Source organism: Streptomyces sp. NPDC051662, from assembly GCF_040681655.1.
In the GTDB taxonomy this organism is placed as follows: Bacteria; Actinomycetota; Actinomycetes; order Streptomycetales; family Streptomycetaceae; genus Streptomyces.
Genome location: NZ_JBFAZD010000011.1, coordinates 159,592 through 184,155, shown reverse-complemented (window position 1 = coordinate 184,155; position 24,564 = coordinate 159,592). Strand labels below are relative to the sequence as shown.

General features: G+C 73.0%; 19 protein-coding genes. 14 read left to right on the top strand and 5 right to left on the bottom strand.

Annotated elements, in window-relative coordinates:
* Positions 1 to 47 precede the first annotated feature (47 nt).
* The 4 genes from AB0M67_RS20405 to AB0M67_RS20390 all read right to left on the bottom strand — a co-directional run bounded on the left by AB0M67_RS20405 (position 48) and on the right by AB0M67_RS20390 (position 2,338).
* Entirely contained in the window at positions 48 to 518 is a 471-nt protein-coding gene (locus AB0M67_RS20405; protein WP_365747288.1) for an ATP-binding protein, read from the bottom strand.
* Positions 519 to 734: 216 nt separating this feature from the next.
* The gene (locus AB0M67_RS20400) at positions 735 to 1,154 is read right to left on the bottom strand and encodes a (deoxy)nucleoside triphosphate pyrophosphohydrolase (protein WP_365747286.1); all 420 of its coding nucleotides are present in this window, start codon (positions 1,152 to 1,154) and stop codon (positions 735 to 737) included.
* Positions 1,155 to 1,200: 46 nt separating this feature from the next.
* Positions 1,201 to 1,380 carry a hypothetical protein gene (locus AB0M67_RS20395; RefSeq protein WP_030352958.1) on the bottom strand — a complete coding sequence of 60 codons (180 nt, stop codon included), beginning with the start codon at positions 1,378 to 1,380 and terminating at the stop codon, positions 1,201 to 1,203.
* 205 nt (positions 1,381 to 1,585) lie between these two features.
* The gene (locus tag AB0M67_RS20390) at positions 1,586 to 2,338 is read right to left on the bottom strand and encodes a GntR family transcriptional regulator (RefSeq protein ID WP_365747284.1); all 753 of its coding nucleotides are present in this window, start codon (positions 2,336 to 2,338) and stop codon (positions 1,586 to 1,588) included.
* A 260-nt stretch (positions 2,339 to 2,598) separates the two neighbouring features.
* Here AB0M67_RS20390 and AB0M67_RS20385 point away from each other — a divergent pair, with 260 nt between their 5' ends.
* Entirely contained in the window at positions 2,599 to 3,765 is a 1,167-nt protein-coding gene (locus AB0M67_RS20385) for a threonine synthase (protein ID WP_365747282.1), read from the top strand.
* On the opposite strand, the gene AB0M67_RS20380 is transcribed toward AB0M67_RS20385, so the two are convergent.
* Positions 3,750 to 4,232: a cupin domain-containing protein gene (locus AB0M67_RS20380; RefSeq protein WP_365747280.1), complete on the bottom strand. Its 483-nt coding sequence runs from the start codon at positions 4,230 to 4,232 to the stop codon at positions 3,750 to 3,752. The genes AB0M67_RS20385 and AB0M67_RS20380 overlap by 16 nt on opposite strands.
* 93 nt (positions 4,233 to 4,325) lie before the next feature.
* Between AB0M67_RS20380 and AB0M67_RS20375 the strand changes: the two genes are divergently transcribed.
* The 13 genes from AB0M67_RS20375 (at position 4,326) to AB0M67_RS20315 (ending at position 24,495) form a co-directional block, all read left to right on the top strand.
* Positions 4,326 to 4,505, top strand: a complete 180-nt coding sequence (locus tag AB0M67_RS20375) for a hypothetical protein (RefSeq protein WP_365747278.1) — start codon at positions 4,326 to 4,328, stop codon at positions 4,503 to 4,505.
* Positions 4,506 to 4,738: 233 nt separating this feature from the next.
* Positions 4,739 to 5,266, top strand: coding sequence for a hypothetical protein (locus tag AB0M67_RS20370; protein WP_365747276.1), 528 nt, complete (start codon positions 4,739 to 4,741; stop codon positions 5,264 to 5,266).
* A gap of 97 nt (positions 5,267 to 5,363) precedes the next feature.
* Positions 5,364 to 8,783, top strand: coding sequence for a CHAT domain-containing protein (locus AB0M67_RS20365; RefSeq protein ID WP_365747274.1), 3,420 nt, complete (start codon positions 5,364 to 5,366; stop codon positions 8,781 to 8,783).
* On the top strand, positions 8,780 to 9,454 hold the full coding sequence (locus AB0M67_RS20360; protein ID WP_365747272.1) for a hypothetical protein: 675 nt from the start codon (positions 8,780 to 8,782) through the stop codon (positions 9,452 to 9,454). Before AB0M67_RS20365 ends, AB0M67_RS20360 begins: the two co-directional genes overlap by 4 nt.
* Complete coding sequence (locus AB0M67_RS20355) at positions 9,451 to 10,125, top strand: RES family NAD+ phosphorylase (RefSeq protein WP_365747270.1); 675 nt, start codon at positions 9,451 to 9,453, stop codon at positions 10,123 to 10,125. The genes AB0M67_RS20360 and AB0M67_RS20355 overlap by 4 nt, the downstream gene beginning before the upstream one ends.
* A gap of 274 nt (positions 10,126 to 10,399) precedes the next feature.
* The gene (locus tag AB0M67_RS20350; protein WP_365747268.1) at positions 10,400 to 12,445 is read left to right on the top strand and encodes a hypothetical protein; all 2,046 of its coding nucleotides are present in this window, start codon (positions 10,400 to 10,402) and stop codon (positions 12,443 to 12,445) included.
* A gap of 8 nt (positions 12,446 to 12,453) precedes the next feature.
* The gene (locus AB0M67_RS20345; RefSeq protein WP_365747266.1) at positions 12,454 to 13,710 is read left to right on the top strand and encodes a hypothetical protein; all 1,257 of its coding nucleotides are present in this window, start codon (positions 12,454 to 12,456) and stop codon (positions 13,708 to 13,710) included.
* Entirely contained in the window at positions 13,707 to 16,664 is a 2,958-nt protein-coding gene (locus AB0M67_RS20340; protein WP_365747264.1) for a hypothetical protein, read from the top strand. Before AB0M67_RS20345 ends, AB0M67_RS20340 begins: the two co-directional genes overlap by 4 nt.
* Positions 16,661 to 18,034 carry a hypothetical protein gene (locus AB0M67_RS20335; protein ID WP_365747262.1) on the top strand — a complete coding sequence of 458 codons (1,374 nt, stop codon included), beginning with the start codon at positions 16,661 to 16,663 and terminating at the stop codon, positions 18,032 to 18,034. Before AB0M67_RS20340 ends, AB0M67_RS20335 begins: the two co-directional genes overlap by 4 nt.
* 55 nt (positions 18,035 to 18,089) lie before the next feature.
* The gene (locus AB0M67_RS20330; RefSeq protein ID WP_365747260.1) at positions 18,090 to 19,703 is read left to right on the top strand and encodes a vWA domain-containing protein; all 1,614 of its coding nucleotides are present in this window, start codon (positions 18,090 to 18,092) and stop codon (positions 19,701 to 19,703) included.
* On the top strand, positions 19,700 to 20,485 hold the full coding sequence (locus AB0M67_RS20325) for a 4Fe-4S single cluster domain-containing protein (RefSeq protein WP_365747258.1): 786 nt from the start codon (positions 19,700 to 19,702) through the stop codon (positions 20,483 to 20,485). Before AB0M67_RS20330 ends, AB0M67_RS20325 begins: the two co-directional genes overlap by 4 nt.
* Positions 20,486 to 20,497: 12 nt before the next feature.
* Complete coding sequence (locus AB0M67_RS20320) at positions 20,498 to 21,868, top strand: hypothetical protein (protein WP_365747256.1); 1,371 nt, start codon at positions 20,498 to 20,500, stop codon at positions 21,866 to 21,868.
* Positions 21,865 to 24,495 (top strand): AAA family ATPase, encoded by a 2,631-nt coding sequence (locus AB0M67_RS20315; RefSeq protein ID WP_365747255.1) that lies wholly within the window; start codon positions 21,865 to 21,867, stop codon positions 24,493 to 24,495. Before AB0M67_RS20320 ends, AB0M67_RS20315 begins: the two co-directional genes overlap by 4 nt.
* Positions 24,496 to 24,564: the final 69 nt, after the last annotated feature.

Here is a 24,564-nt window from a genome sequence, read left to right as displayed (position 1 = left end):
GTTCTTTTTGAGCCGAGTCCGCTGTGATCGTTCTCCCTTTCTGACTTCTAACCAGGGAGGGGCAGCTCGAACCACACGGTCTTACCAGTCTTCCCCCGGCGCGTGCCCCAACGCCGGGCCGAGACGGCCAGAAGCTGGAGTCCCCGACCTCCCTCGTCGTCGGGACCGGCGGGACGTTCGGTGGGGAGATCGGGCAGCGGGTCGGAGACCTCCACCAGCAGCGCGGCACGCTCCGTGACGGGGGTGCTCCCGGCGCCGTCGGGGCCGCCCGGGTCTCCCGGTCCCGGCTCGACGGGGCGGACGGCGACCAGGACGCCGATCGGGCCCGAGGTGTAGCGCAGGGAATTGGTCACCAGCTCGCTCACCAGCAGGACTGCCATATCGCCGACCGACTGCGGCAGACGCCAGGCATGGAGCGTGTCACGGACGGCGTGGCGGGCGGCGCGTACGGCATTGAGTTCGGCAGGGAAGGTCCATTCGGCGCATGCGCCACCCTCTGTGTCGATCAAGCCGATCACTTCCCCAGACCGACGGCAGACCCGCGTCCCTTTTAGGGGGGTTAATCAGCACATACCCGATATCCATCGCGGCTACCGTCAGGGCCACCGCCACAGCGGAGGTTCACCGGCACAAACGGACTAGGTCCCCTGCGCACATGGCGTACCGCTCATCACACCGCCGCGCACGTCTCGCGCACGTCCCGCACACTCTCCGCGCCCCGGGCCACGACCAGTTCAGGGGGTCGGACGGGGCGGCGCGGACGCGACGGGCAGTCGGCGGGCCGCCTCGGCCACGGCCGGCAGGTCCTGGTCGAGCCAGTCCACCGTATGGATCTCGTCCGGTCCCAGCCAGCGGAGTTCGTCGTGGTCCTCCAGCGGCCGGGCCTCGCCGGAGAGCAGCCGGGCCGTCCATACCTGGAGAACATAGCCCGGCTTGAGCGGCCACTCACCGGGGATCCGGTCCACCGGCTCGGTCTCCACGCCGAGTTCTTCCCGCAACTCGCGCACCAGCGCCTGTTCGGGCGTCTCCCCCGGCTCCAGCTTGCCGCCGGGGAGCTCCCAACGGCCCGCCAGCTCGGGGGGCGCGCTGCGCCGGGCGGCCAGCAGCCGCCCCCGGTCGTACACGGCGCCCGCCACCACCACACGATCACTCATGCGCCGGAGCGTAACGCGCGCTCGACCAGGGACGTAACGTCCTTGTCTAGCCCGTGGTCTGGCTGACGCGCTCCACCCAGTAGATCCGCTGCTGTCCGCGGCCGTCGAGGCTCTCGACTATCTTCTGTGCCTCGTCCTGGGTGGCATATCTGCCGACGCGATAGCGGTTGCCGTTGTCGTCCTCCCGTATGACGAGCCACGGGAGCATGGCTCCGCCGTCGTTCATCGCGCTCCTCCCGCCGCCGACCTGCATCTCTCCGAAGATCCACAGGAAACCGCATTCCGCATATGCCGGAGCCTACGCCTGACCTTCACAGAGCGGATACGTGTTTGTACAAAGAGATACGCATCCGGCCAAGAAAACGCCGAAAACCAGGGGCGGGGACCGACTGTACGCGGCCGTCAACTCCCCGCGCGCGCCGGGCTGTCGGTCACTTGACGGAAAGGTGGTACGCGATGCGGTACCGGTCCGCGGGGACGACGACCTCCGCGGTCTCCACGGCCCTCCCCGACGCGTAGTACGTCCGCTCCAGGACCATCACGACATGGCCCGGCACCCCCCCGAGCGCCATCAGCTCCTCCGCCAGCCCGGGGCGCGCGCCGACCTCCTCCAGCACGTTGTCCACGACGATGTCGATGGCCGCCATCCGCTCGACCACCCCGCAGCCGCCGAGCGGCCCCTCCTCGGGCAGCATCACCGGCGTACGCCCCGTGACCGCCAGGGGCTCCCAGGAGGTGGAGAGCATCATCGGCTCGCCCGCTTCCCGGAAGACATAGCGCGTACGCATCACGCGGTCGCCCGGCTCGATCCCCAGCCGGGCGGCGACCTCCGGCCCGGCCTTGTCCTGCTCGCTGCGGGACTCCCAGGTGCCCCGCGCGCCCGTCGCCGCCTGCTCCTGACGGAACGGACTGGAGCCGGACGGCGGCCGGTACCCGGACCGGGCGATCCGGCGGGGGACGGGGCGCTCGCGGACGTACGTACCGGATCCGGAGCGGCCCTCGACCAGCCCCTCGGCCATCAGCACTTTGCGCGCCTCCAGCGCGACCGTGTCCGAGACGCCGTACTCCTCCCGGATACGGGCCTGCGAGGGCAGTCGGGTATGCGGCGGCAGTGCGCCATTGGCGATCTTCTCGCGTAGATCGCTCGCAACGCGGAGATAGGCGGGCTGCTCACCGAAGGCCACGGGCCACTCCCATCAGGTTGACAGACAGCAACAGCGTGGCAACCGTCGGTTGATCACCGCAAGCGTGGGCCAGAGTTTCACTCGAAGTGATGACTTGCGTTTAAGCAGGCACTTACCGCTGGTACGCCCCCGGGCGACCCGGTCCCGAACCGGGCGCACCACCGGGCACAGCCGCGCGCCACGGAGCAAGCGCGATGCGCCCCGCACCCCGCGTACCCTCCGCGCGCCGTGCGCGCCGTGAAACTGCGATGCTGGCGGTCATGACCGCGATGTACGTCTGCCCGGCCGACGGGACCCGCTCACCCGTCGATTCGCTCGTCTGGTGCTGCCCCGTCTGCCGGGGCCCCTGGGACCTGGACTTCGAGGCGTCACCCGTACCCCTGAAGTCCCTTTCCTCCCGGGTCGATTCGCTCTGGCGGTACGAGGAGGCGCTGCCGCTCTCCGCGCCGGTCACGACGCTCGGCGAGGGCCGTACCCCGCTCGTCCCGCTGACCTCGTCCGTCCACGCCAAGCTCGACTTCCTGATGCCGACGCTCTCCTTCAAGGACCGCGGCGCGGTGATGCTCGCCGAACTGGCACGGCGGCTCGGCCCCGAGCGGGTGATCGCCGACAGCAGCGGCAACGCGGGCACGGCGATCGCGGCGTACTGCGCGAGGGCCGGGCTGCCCTGCACGGTGTACGTGCCGGAGGCCACCTCGGCCAAGAAGACCGAGCAGATCCGGGCCCACGGCGCGCGCCTCGAACGCGTCCCGGGCGACCGTGAGGCCACCGCGCGGGCCGCCCGCGCCGCCGCCGACGAGCCGGGCACGTTCTACGCGAGCCATGTCCACAACCCGTACTTCCCGCACGGCACCAAGACCTATGTCTACGAGCTGTGGGAGGACCTCGGCGGACGCCTCCCGGAGACGATCGTCGTACCCGTCGGCAATGGCACCCTGCTCCTGGGCGCGGCGCTGGCGATCGCCGAACTCTCCGCGCACGGGCTCATCGACGCGCGCCCCACGCTGATCGCCGTCCAGGCCGAGGCGGTCTCACCGCTGGCGACCGCCTTCCGCGCGGGCGCCGAGGAACTGGACGCGCCGGCCGAGAGCACGCCGACCCTGGCCGAGGGCATCGCCATCCCGAACCCGCCGCGCGCCCGGCAGATCCTGCGGGCCGTACGGGCCTCCGGGGGCACCTTCCGTACCGTGACCGAGGATCAACTACGCGCCGCCCAGCTCGATCTGGCCTCCCGGGGGCTCTTCGTGGAGTCCACGGCCGCGGCCTGCTGGGCGGCGGTACGCGACCGGGCCGACGAGGACCACCGGGCGGACGGAGCCGGCCGGGCCGTTCCCTCCGTCGTCGTACCGCTGTGCGGCGCGGGCGCGAAGACCGGCCTCGCGCCGGCGGCCGGGACGGCCGGGGCCGGCGGTCAGTCCGCCCAGTAGGTGTCATGCCTGAGGTAGAAGGCGGTCCGTTCCTCCTCCGTCATCCGGCCCACCGTGGAGACCTGCTCGAAGTACTCCTCCCGGGGCGCCCCCGGCGCAAACAGGATCAGGATCGACGCCGGTTCGTCCGCGTCGTTGGCGAATCCGTGCAGACCGCCCGGCGGCACGTACAGGAAGTCGCCCTTCTCCGCGTCGATCCAGCCCTCCCCCGTGTAGAGCCGTACCGTCCCGTCGAGTACGTAGAAGGACTCCGAGATCGTCTTGTGGAAGTGCGGGCCCGGCCCGCCGCCGTGCGGGGCCATGTCCACCCGGTACAGCCCGAACTCGCCCCCGGTGGACTGCGAGGACGCCACGAAATGGGTCTGCCCGCCGGACGGTGACCGCACGTCGGCCGGGGTGTCGGCGGGCCGGAGGACCACATTGATCTCGCCCTGGTCACCGGTGTAGCGGGGCTCCGGATACGACATGTCCTCTGCTCCCATCAGCCTGTTCGGCCGTTCAGCCGTTCACCACGCGCGCCGTGCGCACCCGCACCGTACCGATGTTCCTACCGTCGGTCCGTGAGTCTCTCGCGTACACATGCCCTCGCGCCCCTCCTCAGGCCCCTTCTCGCGGGCGCGCTCGCGGTCGTGCTCGTGCTCAAGGTCCCGCCGGTCTCGTACGCCGACGGGACCGGCGACGGGACCGGCACCACAACCGGCTGGCCGCTCTACACACCGCGTGTGGCTGGCCGCTGCTGAAGGCGATCGGGGATCGGTGAACTGACGGTGAGTACAGGTGACGGAGGGGGCGGGTGAGGGGAGGCGGTGACGGGGGCGCCGAGGGGAGGGCGGTGACGGGGGCTGACGTCGCCTGGTCGAGGGCCGGTCGAACACTGGGCGTTCCCCGGGACAGCCCTTCACCCACGAGGGGATCCGGTGCTTCGCTGGCAGCGTGACGGCATACGGATCGAGGCCACGTGGACGCCGCTAGCGTGACCGCCCCCGCGGTCGCGGTCGTCGGGGTCGTCGGAACACTCCTGTCCGCGCTGCTGACCCAGCGCGCGGCGGACCGCGGCCGGCAGCGCGAGCAGGAGCGCACCGAGCGGCTGCGGGAGCGGCGTATCGAGGCCGAGGAGCGGCGCTCGGGGTATGTGGCGCTCAACACCGCCGCCCGGCAGTATCTGGCCGCCCTCACGGACCAGTTGCACGCGCTGGGCCGCGATGACGACCGGCGGCCCGCGCGGCAACGGCTCATCGAGGCCCGCGATCTGCACCGTGACGTGTACGCGGAGGCCCAGATGCGGATGCCGGAGCCTGTCCTCGGCATCACGGCCGAGGTCAGCCACGGGCTCGGGACGGTGTACGGCAGGCTCAGACGGCTGGACGACGGTGTCCCGCGCCCCGACGACTCACCGGCCGCCGCGCAGGCCGACATCGACGCGCTGTGGGAGCGGCTGCGGGAGATGCGGCGGACGATGCGGGCAGATCTGGGCGCGTCCGGAGCGGATTCCGGGCATTGACCAGAACCGGTCCCAGGAGATCTGAGTCCTCGTCATCATGGCTGTCCCACAAGGAAGTTGACGCACCGGAGATGGACGGCGGATTCGGAGGAGGCACGTGAACGACGAGGAGAGCGGGGGCGTCCAGGGGCTGCGCGCCTGGGTGAGGGACGCCACGGAGCGGGCCAGGCGGCTGATCCCGGTCTCGGGAGGAACGGTGGCGCCCTCGGACGCGTACGACAGCTCGGTGGCCGAACTCACCCAGCTCACCGGCCTGTTGGACCACGAACCGGCCCTGCGCGGTGCCGTGTCGGTATGGCTCGGGGCCGTACTCGCCACGCGGTATGTCGCCGGAGACGGCGCGCCGGAGGACCGGGAACGTGCGCGCCGGCTGCTGCGGGACGCGCGGGACCGGGGGACGGCCGTCGGGGCGGGGACCGATGAGGAGGTCAGGCGGTGGGCCGCGCTGTATCTGCTCATGCTGGTGATGCCCATCCGGGAGATGGGGGGCGCGTTCGGGCAGGCGCTCGATCACTCCGCCGCCGTCGACTGGTTGGTACGGCACAAGGGTGGCGAGATGGCCGATGCCACCGCCGAGATGCGCGCGCTCTTGGCGGAGACGGCGGGACTGCCGGTGCCACCGGATCTCCTGGGGCCGTTCCGGCAGATGGACACCATGCTCTCGGCGCTCTCCGGAAACCGGCTCGGTCCGGGGGATATCGAGCAGTTCGCGGACATGATGCCGCCGGACTATCCGCACACGAACCAGCTGCGGATGATGGCCGCCATGATGTCGGGGGTGTCGGGGATGCCCGGCTCCACCGCGGGTGCGGGACACTCCGGCCCGTCACGGCAGGCGGAGCCACGCCCGGAGCCGAAGCCGGAGCCGGACCCGATCCCCGCTTCCGGCGGTCCGGATGCCGACGCCGACGCCATCGCCCTGGAGGCGGTCTTCCCCGTCATCTTCGGCCTCTGGGAGGCCCTGCGGAGCGGCGACTCGGAAACGTACAACCAGTACCTCGGGCGGCTGCGCACCGCGCACGAGAAGCTGCCGCCGGGCCATGAGCTGGCCATCCTCCTTGAGGCCCAGATCGGTCTTCTGCTGCAAATGAGCCAGGGCGTCGGCGGCAATCTCCAGGATCAGTCGGCCGCCGACGCGTACAAGAAGACGGTGGCCGAGAACTTCCACCGGGTCGCCGCCCGGTCCACGCATCCCGCGGCCGTCGAATTCTCGTACATGGCGCGCGCGTTCACCCTGCTCGACCAGGCGTACGAGGCCAACAGGGCGAAGGACGCGGACGCGGTCCGCTCCCTCGTGGCTGAGCTCGCCGCGCTCGAAGAGGCCGTCCCGCGAGGCAGCGCGTCCCGCTTCCTGGTCCTGATGGTCCACGCCGACGCTCTCACCGACCTCGGCAGGCTCACCGACGACAAGGACATGATGCTGCGGGGCGTCGCGCACCAGGAGAAGGCGTTGGCGGACAGCCCCGCGTTCGTCCAAGAACAACTCGCCTCGATCTCGACCGACATCGCCGCCACACGGGCGGCCCTCACCGGCGACCCGGATCTGATCCAGGTTCCGGTCCCCTCCGCCCATTCCCCGCAGACCTCGGTGAACGACCTCTACAGCTCGGTGCTGTCCCTGTTCACGCGGTACGACCTCACCGACGACCCCGCGGATCTCGACGCCGCCATCGCCACGCTGGAGCGGATCCGCGAGCTCGTCCGGCAGGGACAAGCACCGCAGGGCGCCGCCTCCCTCGTATGGCAGCTGGCGGGGACGTACTGGATCCGATGGTCCGTCAGCGGAGACGCGGCGGACCACAGCGCCGCCACGGCCACCGCGATGGAGTCACTGGTCACGCTCGCCGCCGACGTCGTGCTCCAACTCGGCCCCGAACACGGTCTGCTGGCCGCGCGCTCCGGTGCCACCCGAGGCGTGCAGACCGCCCTCTGGGCCGGCTCGCACAACCGGGTGGAGGAGGCCGTGGCCGCCCTGGAGCTGGGCCGCGCCCTGGTACTGCAGACGGCGTCCACCTCCCGGGCCGTACCCGAACTCCTCACGGCGCGCGGGCACCACGAGCTGGCCGAAGCGTGGCGGGCGTCCCTCGCGTCCGGCGTGTCCGACGCGTCTGGCGCCTCCGCCGCGTCCGACGCAGCGCTCCTCGACGGGCTCCCCGGCGAGTTGCCGAGCACCCTGCGCCGCCGGGCGCTCGAAGCCCTGGGCTACCGGCGGCAGGGAAGCCTGTTCACCACGCCCACGCTGGAAGAACTCTCGGACGGGCTCGCCGGGAGCGGGGCGGACGCGCTCGTCTATCTGCTCCCCGGCGAGGGTCGGGCCCCGGGCATGGGGATCATCGTGGGCGCGGACATCGGGGTCGGCGTGTGCGGGCTGCCGCTGCTGTCCGGGGCCGGGAGCGGCCCGCTGGAGCGCTATCTCGACGCGGCCGGCGCACGCTCCGACCGCGCGCACGACCCGGCCGCGGAACAGGTCTGGGAGGAGGCCCTGTCCGAGCTGTGCGACTGGGCGTACCAGGCCGTCTCCCCGGTGTTCGAGATCATCACGGAACACCTCGCGGCCGATGGGAGCCGGCGCGCGGACCGCTACGGCCCGCCCAGGATCGTGCTGGTGCCCTGCGGCCGGCTCGGCATCGTCCCCTGGCATGCCGCGCGCCTCCCGGCGGAGGCACCCCACGACTACGCCTGCCAGGCCATGGTCATCACATACGCGGCGTCCGGCGGCCAGTTCCTGCGCACGGTGAGGCGCGCACGGCGTGATCCGGCCGTCGCCCCGGTCCTGGTGGCCGACCCCCGCATGGATCTGACGCACGCCGAGCGCGAGGTGACGGCGCTGCGCGAGACGTTCTATCCACGGGCGCGCGTGTACGGAGAGTTCTTCGAGCCGTCCGTGGAGCCGGAGGCGGCGGGAACGCCCGACGAGGTTGTCGCGCTTCTCGCCGACGCGCCCTCGCTGCTCCATGTGGCCTCCCACGGATCGGCGGGGGTGCGTCCGACGCTGTCGGCCCTGCATCTCGCGTTCCCCGGCCGCACCGACGAACTGTCCGCCGAGGAGGGCGGCCCCGGCGCCGAGCCGGATCTGGGGATGCTGACCGTGACCCGGCTGCTCGACCGGCGGACCGGTGAACAGAGCGATTCGGACGGGCCGTTGGTGGTCCTGAGCGCCTGCCAGACCGACCTGAGCACCCGTGACCACGATGAGGCCCTGACCCTGACGACGGCGTTCGTCTCGGCCGGTGCGCGAGACGTGGTGGGGTCGCGGTGGACAACGCGCGACGGTGCGTCGGTGCTGCTGATGGCGGTGTTCCACCACTACGTGGCGGTCGAGGGGCGGAGTCCCGTCGACGCGCTCAGGGCGGCTCAGCTGTGGATGCTCGACCCCCACCGCAAGAACCCGGGCTCGCTGAGCGGCGATCTGCTGCGCGAGCTGGGGCGCCCGGGGCTGGACCGCCTGTCGGTCTGGGCCCCGTTCATCCACCAGGGCCATCCGGGCCCGGCGAACCCGCGGGAGAGGACCGCATGAACTCCGAGGAACTGCTCGGCCTGATCGGCGAGCACCGGGACAGCATCCGCGAGAGCCTCGACGACGAGCAGCACGAGCTGCTGCTCGCCCGGGTGCGGGCACTCGCCGACACGGCACAGGACAACACCAGAGCGGTCGGCAAGGCACTTCAGGGCGTCAGGCTCGCCCTGCTTCCGCTGCCGTACGACCATCCGGTGCAGGAGGCACTGGACTCCGTCCGCCTCGTCGGGGCATCGGCGGGACCGCCGACCGTGCTGGTGGCGCGGGAGCTGCTGACGCGGCTCGCGGGCGCCCCCTCGCTCGCTCCGGAGACCGCGGTGATCATCGGCGCCGTACGACGCAGGCTGCTGCGGACGCCCTCGCTCTCGGCCGAGGAGGCACGCGCCCGCTTCGCCGGCGCGGCACCGCCGCTCGAACTGATCAGGCTGGCGGATCCCGAACGCGGCGACCGCTACCCCGACTTCCAGTTCCCGGCCGATGACGGCACTCCGCACGGAGTTGTCCTCCAGGTCAATCGCATCCTCCTCGCCGAGACCGATCCCTGGGGCGCCGCCGACTGGTGGCTCAGCGGGAACACCTGGCTGGGCGGCCCGCCCGCCTCGCTCCTCGGCGCACTGCCCGACCAGCAGTTGGTCGGCGCCGCCGCGGCGCTGGTGGAGGGGGACGGATGACCGGCACCTTCTCCCCTTCCGAGTACGAGCTGCGGCCCCACCGCCGGGTGCTCCCGGCCGGCACGGAGCTGTGGCGGGTGCATGCGGCCAAGCGGTCCGCCGAGCAGTTCAACACGGTCAGCGTGGACGCGCACTTCGGCGGTAATCGCTTCGACGGCACGCCGTACGACCCGTACCCCTATCTGTACGTGGCCGACAGCCCGACCACCGCGCTCGCCGAAACGCTGCTGCGCTCGATGGAGTTCGACAAGGAATCCAGGATGCGGCTCATCCCCTATGCCGCGGTCAGGGCCAAGTCGCTGAGCGTGGTGCGGACGCGGTGCGAGGTGAGCCTCGTATCCCTGGTCACCGAGACCGATCTGGCCGCCGTCTGCCAGGACGCCTGGCTGCTTGAGGACGAGGGGGAGCGCTACGCGAAGACACGGCGCTGGGCGAGCGAGATCCGGACCCAGGCCCCCGACGCGATGGGACTGATCTGGCAGTCCCGGCGCAACCGGCCTCATCGCGCCCTGGTGCTCTTCGGCGACCGTTTCGAGAGCTGTGGGAACGAGCCGCTGGACGGCATGCCGCTCGGTGGCATCCCGGATCTCGGCTCGCCCTCCGGTGTCACGGAAGCCAACCGGCTGCTCGCGCCGCTCCAGGCGGCGATCGTGCCGCCGTGGTCGGACTGATACGCGCGGTGGCCGGGCTGATGCCCGTGGTGGCCGGGCTGATGCCCGTGGTGGCCGGGCCGGTGCGCGCGGCACTCGTGGACCGGCCCGGCCAGGATTCACCCCGCTCCCGACCAGTCCCCGACCGGACCGTCCGATTGACTGGAGTCATGGGTCCGGCAGCGCGGGGGAACCTTTGAACTCCTCCTGGAATCGCTGGAGTTGAATACGCAGCCCGGTGTGGCTGGGTACCCCTCCCGGGCTCATCACGGCGGAGCGGAGGCAAGGGACGGATATGACATCCAGCAACGGCTGCCCGGCCTGCCTCCACCCGGACCAGGGCGAACGGCACTGCCGGTCGTGCGGATTCCTGCTCGGCGGGGACCCTGTTCTTGGGGCCCCGACCGAGGAGGACCATCGGGCCGCGGCGGCCGAACTGGCCGCCGCCGCGTACGCCTGGGACCTCGACGCGGCCCGGCGTGCGCTGGGCGACCCGGCCGAGCGGGCGGAGATCGCCGGACTGCTCCGCCCGGCGCCCGCCGGAATTCCGCACCCAGGTCCTGCGGGAACGCCCAGTCCTGTGGGAACCCCGGGAACCCCGGGCCCCTCGGTGGCCAGCGATCCGCCCGCCCTGGCCGAGCTGCTGCGCGGACTCACCGCCGGTGAGCCGGCCGAGGTGCTGTTCGTCGAGTTCGGCACCCAACGGGCGGCCGTGGTAAGGGCGTTCGCCGACGCCTCCGGGCTGCCCCGCACGCGCCCGCACGCCGAGACTCCCTGGACCGAGCTGGTCCCCGGGCTCGGCCCCGGGGACGCCACGCGCCGCTTCCAACTCGCCGGTGGCGTGGGCACCGTCGAGCCGGTCGACCGCCTGGACTTCGACCGGGCCGTGCGCGGCTGGCTGCACGCTGTCGTGCCCGGCGCCTGCGGGGGTACGGGTACGGGCGTCCGTACCGGCGCGGTGGTGCTGCTGCGCGGTGGCACCGGCTGGACTCTTCTCGACCGGGCCGCCGCCGTGCTGCGCGAGGCCTGCGCGACGGGTGCCGAGAGCGCCCCGGACCCCGCGCCCGGTCCGGGTACGGCGTCCACCGTCACGGCCCGGGTCCGCCGGCTGCTGCGCGGCGTGCCGCTGCGCGAACCGCACACCCTGCTCCTGGCGCGGGCCGGAGCAGGCGCTGGCGACCACGTTCCGGTGGAGCTCCATCACCGCGTCCTGTTCGAGGCCGGTCTACGGCTCGCGCCCGGTGAGACCCGTACGGCCTCGGTCACCGTGTACGGCGGCCCCCCGGTGCTACGGCGCCCGCCCGAGGCGGGAGCCCCTGCGGGCGGCTCCGCCGCGCCGTCCGAGACCGTGCCCGTCGTACTGCCGCTGCTCGCCGGTCACTACCGCCCGGAGGACCGCCACCCCGCGCTCCTCGGCCTGCCCCGTACCGAAGTGCCCGCGCTCGGCTCCGCGCACCTCACCTTCGTCCTGCGTGGTCCAGGCGAGATCGAGGTACGCGCGGACGGCGGAGACACTCTGGCCGAGGCACCGGCCGAACGGGGGCAGAGCCTGCACGCCATGGTCCACCACGTACCGCGGTTCCTTCCCCGGCCCAGGCCCCTGGAGCTCATCTGCGCGGTGGAGATGTCCGGCGCCGACCGGTCCGAGGTCGCCGAGCGCGTCGGTTTCACGAGCGACCTGATCCGCGCCGCGGAGCGCCACAGCGGCGCGGGCGGTGGGCTACAGGTCGCGGTGATCGGCTACTACCACCACGCGCCCCGCAACGAGCACCAGCAGGACCGCGACCTCATCACGTACGTACGGCCGGGGCCACCCGACCGGGCACAGCGCCAACTGCGGGAGCTGCCCCAGGAGATACGGCCCCGCGACACCCTCACGTCCTCCTTGGAGGACGCGCTCAGGACCGCGGCCAAAATGGCCGCCGGGCAGCGCGCCGACCGGGTCGACCGGGTCGACCGGGTGCTTCTGGTGGTCGGCAGCCGGCCACCGGCGCTGCCCGCACAGGACGGTCTGGTGCCCGGCTGTCCGCGCGCCGTGGACTGGCGCGAGCAGCTGGAGACCCTGCGCCACCGGGGCGTACGCGTCGGTGTCCGGGCCGAGCCTTTCGCCGCCCCCGCCACTTCCGGGGTGCCCAGCGGGGACCGGCTGCGCCGCTACCTCGCCCGAACCTGGCAGGACCTGACGAGCACGGACCGTCTCCTCTTCCGGCCCGGCACCGACTCGGCGGAACGGGCGGCGCTCGCCTTCACCGCCGAGCGGGAACACGACACCGACGGCTGTCCGCTGGCGTTCGCCGCACCGCCGCTGCCCCCACGCCCATCCGACCTACCGAGGAGCTGACCCACTCCATGACGACACCCACGCATCAGCCTGACCCGGGCTCCGGGGACGGCGCGGACGGGGCCCGCTCCCCGGACGAGGGGCACTCCCCGAACGGGAACTCCGACGCGAGCCGCAGCTGGCAGCCGCTCGGCCGCGGCGGCGCGCCCGACGCCGCCGTACCGCCCCCCGTACCGCCTCCCCTCCCGCCTCCCCTGCCCGCGTACGACCCGCTGCGGCCCGCCGCACCCGACAACCACTCCGTGGCCGACCAGGTCAACTCACCGATGCCCGTACCGCAGCTCCGGGGCGCCTCTCCCGCCGGTGTCAGGATCGGCGTGTGGGGAGCCTCCGGTTCCGGGAAGACGACGTTCCTGGGCGCCGTGCCGATCGCCGCGATGCAGCACCAGCACCGCGGCCAGGTGAACTGGGTGGTCGCGGGCATGGACCCCTCCTCCACCGAGTTCCTGCACGAAAGCGTGGATCTGCTGGTGTCGGAGCAGCGGTTCCCACAGGCGACCCGGGCACAGCGGGACCTCAGATGGTCGTTCTCCGGCGAGATACAGGGAGCACGAGGTTTCGGTGCCCGCCCGATCACCTTCGCGCTCGAAGTGCTCGACCTCCCCGGGGAGGCGTTCAACCCCAGGTCCAACCAGGTCGGCGAGGAGCTGCACGACCGGGCCGTGACCCATCTGACGAACTGCGGCGGCCTCGTCTATCTGTTCGACCCGCTCCTGGACGCCAACCAGCAGACCGCGAGCATCAACTACTTCTTCGGGATGGCCAGTCAGATCGCCGGCCGGGTGCGCGACGAGGGCCGGCTCCTCGCCAACGGCCGGCTGCCGCACCACGTCGCGGTGTGCATCACCAAGTTCGACCACCCGGATGTCTTCGAACCGGCGCTGCGGGCCGGCTGGGTCACCCAGGAGCGGACGGGCGACATCCCGCGCGTCCCCGACCACCAGGCCCCGGGCTTCTTCGACTGGATGTGCGACAGCTTCCGCGGCGGCAGCGCGCGACTGGTCCGTGACGCCCTCCGCAACTTCTTCCACCCGGACCGGATGTCCTACCACGCCAGCTCCGCCATCGGCTTCCGGCTCAACCCCTACAACCAGTTCGACTACCGCAGCTACGTCAATGTGGAGCCGGACGGCGGACGTATCTGCGGCTCTCCGCCGATGCCGATCAACATCATCGAACCGCTGATGACCCTGGAGAAAGGTCTGCGGGACACACCCGCCCGGCCGCCGCGCGGCGGCCGGCTCCGGTGGGGGCGGCGGAGGTGAGCGGGCCGCCGACCGGGCGCCCGGTGCGCGCCGCCTGGTCCCTCCAGGGCAAGGCGCCGGGCCAGGTGGCCTACGACGTACAGGCGGGCAACGTGGACCCCCGGATCGCCCAGAAGTACTTCTGGGAGGCGTCCACGGAGACGCCGCGCCCCGACCGCGCCCATGCCCCCGACGCGCTGCCCTGGGTGGCGTTCCTCGGCGGCACCGAGGCCGGCAGGCCCGTAACAGGTCTGGTGGAGACCGTCTGGTCGGGCGGGCGGGACGCCACCGGCCGGATCAGCTACTCGGCCCGGCTGCTGCTCCTCGACTGGCGGCCGACCAGCGGCGCCGGGCTCACCTGGTCCTCGCTCTACAACGCCGCGCTGGACGCGGAGTGGCCGGCCATGGGCCCGCACGACGCCCAGGACCCCCCGCACCTCGTTCTCGACGCGGCCCCCGCCGATGTCGCGAAGCTGGCCCGGTACATCGACCAGGACATCCGGTTCGAGTGGGCCGCGCGGTCCGCCGCGCTGCTCCTTGAGGGACGGCATGTGGTCATCACCCTCTCCCCCGAGCACGCCGGTCTGAACGCCGTCACCCGGGTCGCCGTGCTCGACGGGATCTGCGCCCTGCTGCCGTACGGGAGTCGCGCCTGGCTGTCCGCCGCGACCTGGGCCGGTCATGGCGCCGATCACGAGCTGCGGCTGACCTTCGCGCTGCGTCCCAGGGGAAACCAGTGCCATGCCGTACTCGCCGGGCAGCCGCCGCAGGAACCCGGCTCGCGTGAGGGCCGTGCCTATCTGGCGGAGCTGCTGCGGCTTCGACGGAAGTTGGGCATCGAGACCTTGCTCACCCACCTGCTGTCCCATCGCGCCCCGCTGACGCCGCTCGACGCCGAACGGGCGCTGCGGCACCTGCGGGACCTCGACCTCCGGTCGGTGGTGGTGGGGGACATCGACCGGGGCACCGGCCGACTGGGCGATGTGGCCAGACTGCTGAGCCTGTGCCCGTTGGTCCAGCTGCCCGAGCGGGAGGCCGCCACGGTGGCCCGTCATCTGGCGCTCTGCACCCTGCCCGGCGGTCGCTCCGAGGCGGAGCGCGAGCAGGCCCGGAGCCTGCTTCTGGAGCACTGGTCCGCACGGGCCGGCCGGGCACTCGCGGACGAACTCAACTCCTGGCCGGTCGAGAGCCAGACCCTCCAGCGGGTGGGTGCCGTCCTCGATCTGGCGGCAGCGGCGCGGCCCCGGGACCGGCGGGCCCACGCCGTGGTCCTGGCCGGCTATCTCGACGGGGGCGCGGCGGCCGTTACGCCGGAGGGCCTGTTGGCGCGGAGTCAGCACCTGCACGCCCTGCGGCAGGGTCTGGACGAGGACACCGCCGCCGCCGTGCGCGACGTCCTGGTCCGCCGTCCGGAACTGACCCTGACCTGGCTCGACTTCAACGCCGGGCGGAACACCCTGGACGACCGGATGGTGCGGGAACTGCTGCACCGGCCGGAGTCGGCGGGCGTGCCGCCGCACCGGCCCAGCGGGGCGGGCGAGCCGCCGCACGCGCCGGACCTGGTGAGCGAGCGGAGCGCCCCGGACTGGCTGCGCGGCGCCGCGCTGATCCACCGCGGACCGCCGGCTCCCGCGGCCCACCCGACCTTCCCGGCCGTCCCGGCTTTCCCCACCGTCCCGGCCCCACCGACCGTCCCGACCCGCCCGACCGTCCCGGCCCGCCCGGTCGACCGGGACGCACTCGACGCGTTCGCCGGAATCTCCACGACGGCCTGGCGCACCGGTCTGCGCCTCGCCTGCCACGCCCGTAATCCGGACGTGCTCTCCTGGCTTCACCCGGAGCTGTACGAGGTCGCGACGGGGCGGAGCGGCACCGACGCGGACCGGGATCTCCTGCTCCGCCAGATCGATGTCCTCGTACCGAAGCGGCCCGGCCTCGCGGGGGAGCACGCCGCCTGGGCCGATCTGTTGCAACTCCTCCTGGTCGGCCGGGGCATGCCGCGGTCCCGCCTCATCGCGGACGACGGCGAGGCCGCCGCCGAGTACGCCGCCGTCCTGCGGCGGGAGGTGCCCCAACTGGGGCTGGGGAGCCGGAGGGAGACCGCGCTGGCCTCGGGGCTGGTCGGTGAACGGCTCGACCAGGTCCCCTACCGGGTTCTGCGGGAGCTGACCCGCCCTCCGGAGGCCCCGGGCCAGGGCGGTCCTGAAACCCTGGAGGACCCGCTGCTCGACCGGATCGCCGAGCTGTTGAAACAGGCCGGGGACTGGATCACGGACGGCATGCCCGCGCGGTGGGAGCAGCGCCTGAGGAACCACCCCGGCCTCCAGTGGCTGGCCCACACCGTCGAGATCCGCCGGCTCGTCGCCACCCGTACCGCCAGTGCCGAGGCGCTGGGCGACACCATCTTGCGGGCGAGCCCCCACTCCCGGTACGCCAGGAGCGCGCAGCAGACCGTCGAGTACCCCTCGGCCGTACTTGAGGCGATCACACCCTGGCTCCACGATCACGCGGGGCGCGCCGACTCGGTCCATCGACTGGCCGGGCACCTCAACCGGATCTCCCCGCAGCGGTTCCTCGGCGACCTGCTCTATTACTCCATCGCTCAGCCCCGGTTCGGCGAACTGGTCAGGCAGCGGGTACTGGAAGGCCACGAGGAGATGAGGGACGGCGTCGAGCACGCGATCAAACTCCTGCGCCAGAAGCCGTCCCGCCGGCAGCCGACGGCGCCCGTACCGACACCCGGCCAGGCCGGACCTCGCGGACCCGGCGGACCCGGCGGATACGGCGGCCCTGGCGGACACGGCGGGCCCGGCGGACACGACCGGCAGGGGTTTGTGCCGGAGGCACCGGGGTCCTCCGGCGGTCGGCCGTACGGCGAACCGCCCCGCCCGGGACCCGGCGACCACGCCGAGCCCGACCGGAACAGGGGATCGCTGCTGCCCTGGCGGCGGCGCCGAGGCGGTGACCGCGCGTGAACTCGCCGTACGCTCATACCCACCCCGGTACGCACGCCCACACCCCCACGCCGGACCACACCCTCGCCCTCGACATCGGCGCCCGCTACGCGCGGCTCGCCGTCGCACGGCCCGGCGCCGGGCCGCCGCGCCCGGTGTCGCTGCCCGGTGACCTGCCGGGCGAGGGACTGCCGCTCTCCGCCGCCACGCGCGGCCGGCCCGTCGACGCGCTGCGCGAGGCGTACGGCGCCTACCTCGCCCGGTACGGTCCGCCCGCCGGAGCCGTGGTGGTCCTGCCACGCCGCGGCGCACGCGAGTGGGCCGGGCCCGCGACGGCCGCCCTCGCCGCGGACGGCTGTCCACGGGCCCGTGCGATCGGCACCGCGCATGCCCTGCTCGCCCTGGTCCGGCATACCTCGGGCGGGACGTCCGACGCCGGGGAGTATCTGGTGTGCGATGTCGGGGCCCGTGCCGTCGACGCCGCGCGCTGCACCCGGGCCGGCTCCTCGGTACTCCTCCGTGCCACCGCCGAGGCACGCGGCCCACATGGCCTGCTGGGAACGGAACTTGACGCCGCTCTCCTCGCCGCCGCCGGTCTGTCCGACGACGAGGAAGGGCATCGCGACCTCGCCGCCGCGCGCCTGGACGACCCCGGCGGGCGCCGCCTGGGGCTCGCCGTGGCCCAGGCGGTGAGTCGCCCCGACCCCTTCGACGACACCGTCGTGTACCGCATGGCCGGCCGGGACATCACCGCGGGAATCGTACGGACGTCGCTTGCCCCGCTGGTCGACGCGGTACGCCGGGCCCTGGCCGAGATCGCCGGGCCGCCCGGCGCGGCCGGGCCGCCCCCACTGCTGCTCGCCGGAGGGCTGGCCCGACTCCGGCCGCTCGTCCAGCAGTTGGGCGAGAGCCACCGGCTGCTTCCGCTGCCCCCGGAGGTGGACCCCGGGTACGCGGCGGTGGCCGGTGGCGCCCTGGTGGCCGCCGGGCTCGCCGACCCCGGTGACCGTTACCCGTACGCCGTCCGTATCAGCACCCACAGCCGCACGGCCGGACGCCTGCGGACCGAGGAGCTTCAACTGTCCGCGCCCGGGGCCCTGGAGCCGGGCGGTGACACCGTGTTCGCCGTACGGGCGGGCCGGCCGGCCGATGTGCTCGCCGACGCGGCGGCCGGGCGCCCGCTGCGGGTCGAGGCCGTCAGCCCCGACGGCCGCCCGGTGCCGCTGCCGGACGTCACGCTGCCCGCCGGCGCGCCGGACGGGCTCTGCCGGGTCGGCGTCCGGGTCGGCGCGGACGGGGCGGCGGCCCTTGTACTGCGCCCGGTCGCGGAGGACGCGGACACCGAGACTCGCGTACCGCTCGGCCCCCTGCCCGTCCCGCCCGAAACCTGATCCGTCCCCACCGCCCAGACCGTCTCTGCCCAGGTGCCGCGCCCGAGGAGCCCACATGATGAACAAGCCGCCGTCGCAACCGAGAGCGGGACGCACGCGCGTCCACGCCGTCCACCGCACCGTCGTCTCACTCGCCGCCCTGGTGCTCACGGCCTTGGCCGCCACGGCGGCCGGGTCACCCGCGGCCGGGAAGCCCGCGATCGGGACGGCTCCCGCCGCCGGATCGGAGCCCGGCCGCACCGCGATATACGCCGACCTCGGCCTGGACGAACTCCCCGCCGACTACGTCATCCTGGTGGATGTCTCCGGCTCGATGCTGAGCGAGGGGCGGTACGCGTCGGTCAGGTCGGCGCTGCTGCCGTTCCTGAAAAGCCTGTCGCCACAGGACTACGTCGCTCTGTTCACCTTCGGGAACAAGGCCGAGACGGTCTATCTGGGCCGCCCGTCCGACCCGGCGGGCATCATCGACAAACTGCCCGCCCGCGCCGGCCCCTCCGGTGTACGTACCGACATCGGCGCCGCCCTGGACCGTGGCCTGACCGAGCTGGAGCGGCCCGGCGCCGCCGAGGTCGGCTCCGTGGTGATGTTCACCGACGGCAAGCACGAGCCGGCGAAGGACTCCGCGTACCCCAAGGCCGACGGGCCGGCCTGGGACGCACTGCGGGACCGGGGCACCGACCTGGCCGCCGAGCACGAACTGGCCGCCTACTCCCTGCCGTTGGCGACCGACGAGTCCGGCACCGCGCAGCTGGCCCGCGTCGTCCCGAAGACCACCGAGCTGCGGCCGGAGTCCGTACAGGACCTCGCCGAATACCTCGGCAGGGCCGCCGAGCGGTCCCGGGCGCGCAAGGCCGCGCGGCTGATCGCACAGGACGCGGGCAAGGGCGTCACCGCCACGTGGTCGCCCACCGGAACGCTCGACCTCGGCAACGGCGGGGCGGCGGCCACCCTGACGCTGACCGCCACGACCGAGCGGGTGCCGCTGACCGTGACCGGCCTTGAGGCGACCCTGAACGGACAGCCGCTCACCGTCACCGGCCTGCCGGACCGGGTGTCCCTGAAGCCCGGCGCGGCGCGGCGGTTCGACGTCCAGGTGCGGGGCGAGCCCGACGCCGGTGCGCTGCCGGTCCGGCGGACCTGGGAGTCCGAGGCCGGTCTCACCGTGCGCGGCGAGGTCACGACGCCCTGGGCGGCCACCCTCGACGACGTGACGTTCGAGGTGCCGTCGGCGGTGGGCGTACCGGACAAGGGTCCCCGGCTGCGGGCCGAGGTCGGCTCGCCTCTGGTCCTGCCCCTGCTGATCGGTGTCCCGGTGGCGGCCCTCCTCGCGGCCCTGCTGCTCTGGGTGCGCCGTAACCGGGCGGTCCTCAGCGGCGTACTGGTGCTGTCCCCGGCGTCGGCCCTCGGCGACGGCCCGCGGGACCATGTCGTCCTGCGCGGACGGCGGTTGGCGCTGGCGCCGCCGCGGATCGGGGGCACCGGCAGCGTGCACGGCCGCCGGTTCCGGACGGACGACGGCCGTCGCGGGATCGCCCTGCACGTCCGCTACAGCCCGGACGGCACGCCGGCACGGAGCGCGAACGCCATCTGCCGGCCGGGGAACGACGTGGTGATCAACGGCATCACGTTCGCCTACCGGCCCGCGCCCGCCGAATCGGACCTGTCATGACCACCGGCCAGGACCTCAACGTCGCCGCCACCCGGGTCGGCACCCATGCCCTGGGCCCCGGACGGCGATCGGTGGTGTGGGTGCAGGGCTGCCCGTTCCGCTGCGCGGGCTGTCTGGCACCGGAGTGGATCCCGAACCGCCCCGCCCGGCGCCTCGACCCCTCGGAGCTGGCCGGCGAACTGCTCGCAGACCCCGGTGTGACGGGGCTGACCCTCTCCGGCGGCGAGCCGATGGCCCAGGCCGCCGGGCTGGCCGCGCTGGTCCGCGCGGCCCGCGCACGGCGCGACCTCTCGGTGATCTGCTTCACGGGCTACCGGCTGGAACGGCTGCGCGCCCGGCCGCCGGCGCCCGGGGTCACCGAACTCATCGGCCTCCTCGATGTGTTGATCGACGGCCAGTACGTCGCCCGCCTGGACGACGGCAAGGGGCTACGAGGCAGCGCCAACCAGCGCGTCCACCACCTCACGCCCCGGCTCGCCGGATGCGGATACGACTTCACCGGCGGGCCGCGTACCGCCGAGATCGCGGTGGACGGGCCCGCCGCCCTGCTGGTCGGGGTGCCGCCTCCCGGTCTGCTCGCGGCCTTCGAATCCGCCGTGGAAGAGGTCCGTTCGCGGCCGGTCCTTCCCGGCACGGATGACGCGACGCCCCCGGCGCCCCCGGGCGCGGACCACGGCCGAGCGCCCCATGGCCCACCGACGAACGGCCAACCGGCCAACGGCCAACCAAGCAGCCTCCAACCAAGCAGCGGACAGCCAAGCAGCGGACAACCGACCAGGTGAGGACAACTGACCATGAGCGGCAAGAAGCGCGTCCTGGTGGACGAGACAGAGTGGTACCGGGCCCAGCGCGCGGCCCAGAACCTCAGGCAGGTCCGGCGCGACGTTCCCCGGCTCCTTGACGAGGTCCGGCGGCGTACCGAGGCCGACCAGGCCCGTACCCGGGCCGAGTTGGTGGAGCGCGCCCGCCGCACTGAGCAGGCGCTCTCCGGCCTCACGGCCCACACCCAGCGACTGGAGCAGGACACCGGCCGCAGGCTGCGCGAGCAGTCCGAGCGCCTGCACCGGGAGCTGCGCGGCACCGCGGACCGGCTCGAACGCGACACCCGTACCGCGCTCGACGAGCAGCGCGCGGCCCTGGAACGTGAGCTGGCCGCCGAACGCGACCAGCGCCACCGCGATATCGCCGGTCTCACCGGACGCGTCGACGAGCTCGCCGGGAACCGCGAGCGCGCCGCGAGCGCCACACAGGGCTGGCTCGCCGACGGCGTCACGATGTCCGAATTCATCGCCACCACCCTGCCGCACGAACGGCACGCCCCCGGCAGACTCGACCGGCTCCGCCTGGACCTCGACACCGCGCGCCGGAACAGCGACCTCGGCCACTACGAGGCCGCACTCTCCCTCGCGCAGCGCACCTACCTCGACCTCAGCGAACTACGCCTCGACATCGAGCACCGGGAGCTGGAACGGCGGCTCGCCGCGACCGCGGCCACCGACGCGCTGGTCCTGGTCGAGACGCTGATCACCGAGAACGAGGTCAGGCCGGTCATGGGCCCCGACGGGCAGCCGCTGTCCGGTGTCGAACTCGATGTGGACCACTGGTCGGAGGGCGAGCTCACGACGTTGCGCGCGCAGCTGGCCGAGCGGCTCTCCCGGGCGAGGGACGACGTCACAACAGCCGCCGAGCAGCGCGAACTGGCGGCCGAGGCAGCGGACTTGGAGCGACGCCTCGGCGAACTCGTGGATCTGGCCGGTATGCGGCAGCTCGCCTCCCAGCTCCGGGTGAACCTCGCCGACTCGGTGGCCGAGACGCTGTCCCGTATCGGCGCCTACGAGCTGGCGGATGTCGAGTATCAGGACGAGGACGAGCGCCGCTCGTACCACGCGGTCCTCCAGCACGCGAACGGCAACGAGATCGTGGTGCAGGTCCTGCCCGCGCCGGACGGTGAGACCGGGCAGGTGCTGCGGGTCCTCTCGTACGACTACGACACGGTCGCGGAACGTGAGATCAGGGACCGGGCCGAGGCGGTGCGGCGCGCGCTCCAGGAGGACGGGCACCCGACCGGTCCGCTGGAGACAGAGCTCGGTGTCCCGGAGCCGGAGGCCACCGACCTGGACCGGTTCCGGCCGGGCAGGCGCACCGCGCCCGGTGGCTCCTCATGACCGGCCGGCTCGGCTCCCGCTTCGCCGACCTGCGGCTGAGCGTCGGCGAACCGTTCACCGTGCTGTACGGGCCCGGCGTGGACGACACCTTCGTCGGCGCCGACTACCGGGAACGAAGTCTGGACGCCGCGCTGTGGCATCTGCTGCGCGCCGAGTCCTGCGCGTATGTGGCGTACAGCTCCCAGCGCCGGCCGCTGTACTTCCTGGACCCGGACTCCGAGGCGCGGTCCCGGCCCGGCGCCCGCACCCGGGCCGACGGACCGGCGCAGCCCGGGGCGGGATCGGCGGGGCCCGGCCTGATGCGCCATCCCCGCCTGCGCGGCCCACTCGGCCGGCTGGTGGTACGCCCGCCCGCCGGCGCACAGAACGTCGCATCCGCCAACGTCGCACCCGCCGGGGAGCGCGCCACCGCGCCCGCCGAGCCCGGGCCGCCGCGTACCCTCTCGGACCCCTTCACCGTCATGACCCTGTCCGGATATCTGGCCGACCCCCCGCGCCGTACGGCCGTGGTGTTCACGGACGCGGAGAGCACCCTGCGGCACACCGACGCCACGCGCCCCCTGGACACCTTCTTCGGCGACTGGGCGCGGCACGGTGACTACGATCACCCGGTCGTCCTGGTCTTCGCGCGCGAGACGTTCGACGCCTGTGTGGAGTACGTCGAATCGCTGCGCGGCTATCCCGGTCTGGCCGCCCGGCTGCGCCGGCGGGGCGCGCCGTCCGCCCGTATCGGCTATCCGGACGAGGCCGAACTGCACTGTCTCGTACAGCGGTTGCGACTGCGCCGGGGGCTCCGTATCGGCAGCTGGCGCGAACTGGACAGCGTGGTACGGGCGATGGCGGCGCAACCGCTCACCGTGAAGAACTGGCGCAGCAACCTGCTGTCCCTCGGCGACACCCCGCTCAGCGGCAAGGAGCTGGCCGAGCGCGGCTGGCTCCCCCGCTCGGCCGGACAGCGGTCGGGGGCGCTCGCGAGCCGGGACATCCGGTCGGCCGAAGAGCAGCTGAACGACCTGCCGGGCCTGGAACCCGTGAAGAAGCACCTCAAAGAGCTGCGCGGGCGGCTGGTCAACGAACAGCTGCTGCGCGCGGAGGGGCGCGGCATGGACGCGGAGAGGGGCTCCCCCCACCTGCTGTTCGCCGGTCCGCCCGGTACCGGCAAGACCACGGTGGCCCGGCTCGTCGGCGAGATGTACCGGGAGCTGGGTGTGCTGAGCCGCGGCCATGTGGTGGAGGCACGGCTCGACGACATGATCGCCGGCTACATCGGACAGACCGCCCCCCAGGCCAACGCCGTCATGGACCAGGCCATGGAGGGGGTGCTGTTCCTCGACGAGGTGCACGGCCTGAGCAGCGAGAACGGCAGCTTCGACCGGGACGTCGTACGGCCTCTGCTCACCCGGCTGGAGAACGACCGGGACCGGCTCGTGGTGATCGCGGCCGGATACCCGGACAAGATCGACGAGTTCCTCGCCTCCGACCACGGCTTCCCACGCCGGTTCGGCCATCGCATCGACTTCCCCGACTACCCGCCGGACGTCCTGCACACCATCCTGCTGCGGTACTTGGGGACAAGCGGCCTGGACTGGGACGAAACGTTCTCCGATCAGCTCCTTCAGGTCGTCACCGAGCTGTACGCCACGCGCCGCCCCGACTTCGGCAACGCGGGCACCATGCGTGAGCTCAGCGGCAAGATCTTCACCTGCTGGGCCAACCGGGTCGAGGAGGACATCAAGCAGCCGCTCAGCATCGAGGACCTGCCGGAGGAGTACCGCGCTCTCCTGCCCCCGCCCGTGCCTGGCGACGGCGCCCTGCTGGCCGATCTGGACGACATGATCGGCCTCGCCTCGGTACGTGAGGCGATCACGGACCTGGCCGACCGTATCCGGCTGCGCCAGGCCCGGGGCAGAGCCGTGCCCGCGCCCCCGAACATGCTGTTCACCGGGCCGCCGGGCACCGGCAAGACCTCCGTGGCACGCGCCGTCGGCACCATGCTCCGCGGCCTCGGGCTGCTGCGCCGGGGCCATGTCGTCGAGGTCACCCGCGCCGACCTGGTCGCCGAGTACGTCGGTCAGACCGCGCCCCGGGTCCGCGCGGCCGTACTTGAGGCCCTTGAGGGGGTGCTCTTCATCGACGAGGCCTACAGCCTCACCGCGGGCTCCGCCATCCATGGCTCCGACTTCGGCAAGGAGGCCATCGACACTCTCGTCAGGGAAATGGAGCACCGGAAGGACCGGCTCGTGGTGATCGCCGCGGGCTATCCGCGCGAAATGGATGAGTTCCTCCGCAGCAACAGCGGCCTGGCCTCCCGCTTCGAACTGCGCGTGGAGTTCCCGTCGTACAGCACCGAGGAGCTGGTCGAGGTGCTGCGCCGGAGCGCCGAGGCAGAGGGCTACACCCTCACACCGGAGGTCGCCGAGCGGGGCGGGCGATGGCTCGACGCCCGACGGCGTACGGATCCCACCGGCTTCGGCAACGCCCGCGAGGTACGTGGTCTGCTCGCCGCCATGGAGGCCCGCCTGGCCCGCCGCCTCGTCAGCGGCCAGGCGGCCGGTACGGTCCCGACCGCCACCGAGTACTCCACGTTCGCGGTCGACGATGTCCCTGTCACCGTCCCCGGAGGCTGATCGAGCCCGGCGGGGCGACCTGCCGGGCCCCGCCTTCCGGGTCGGCCTTCCGGGCCCCGTCTTCCGGGG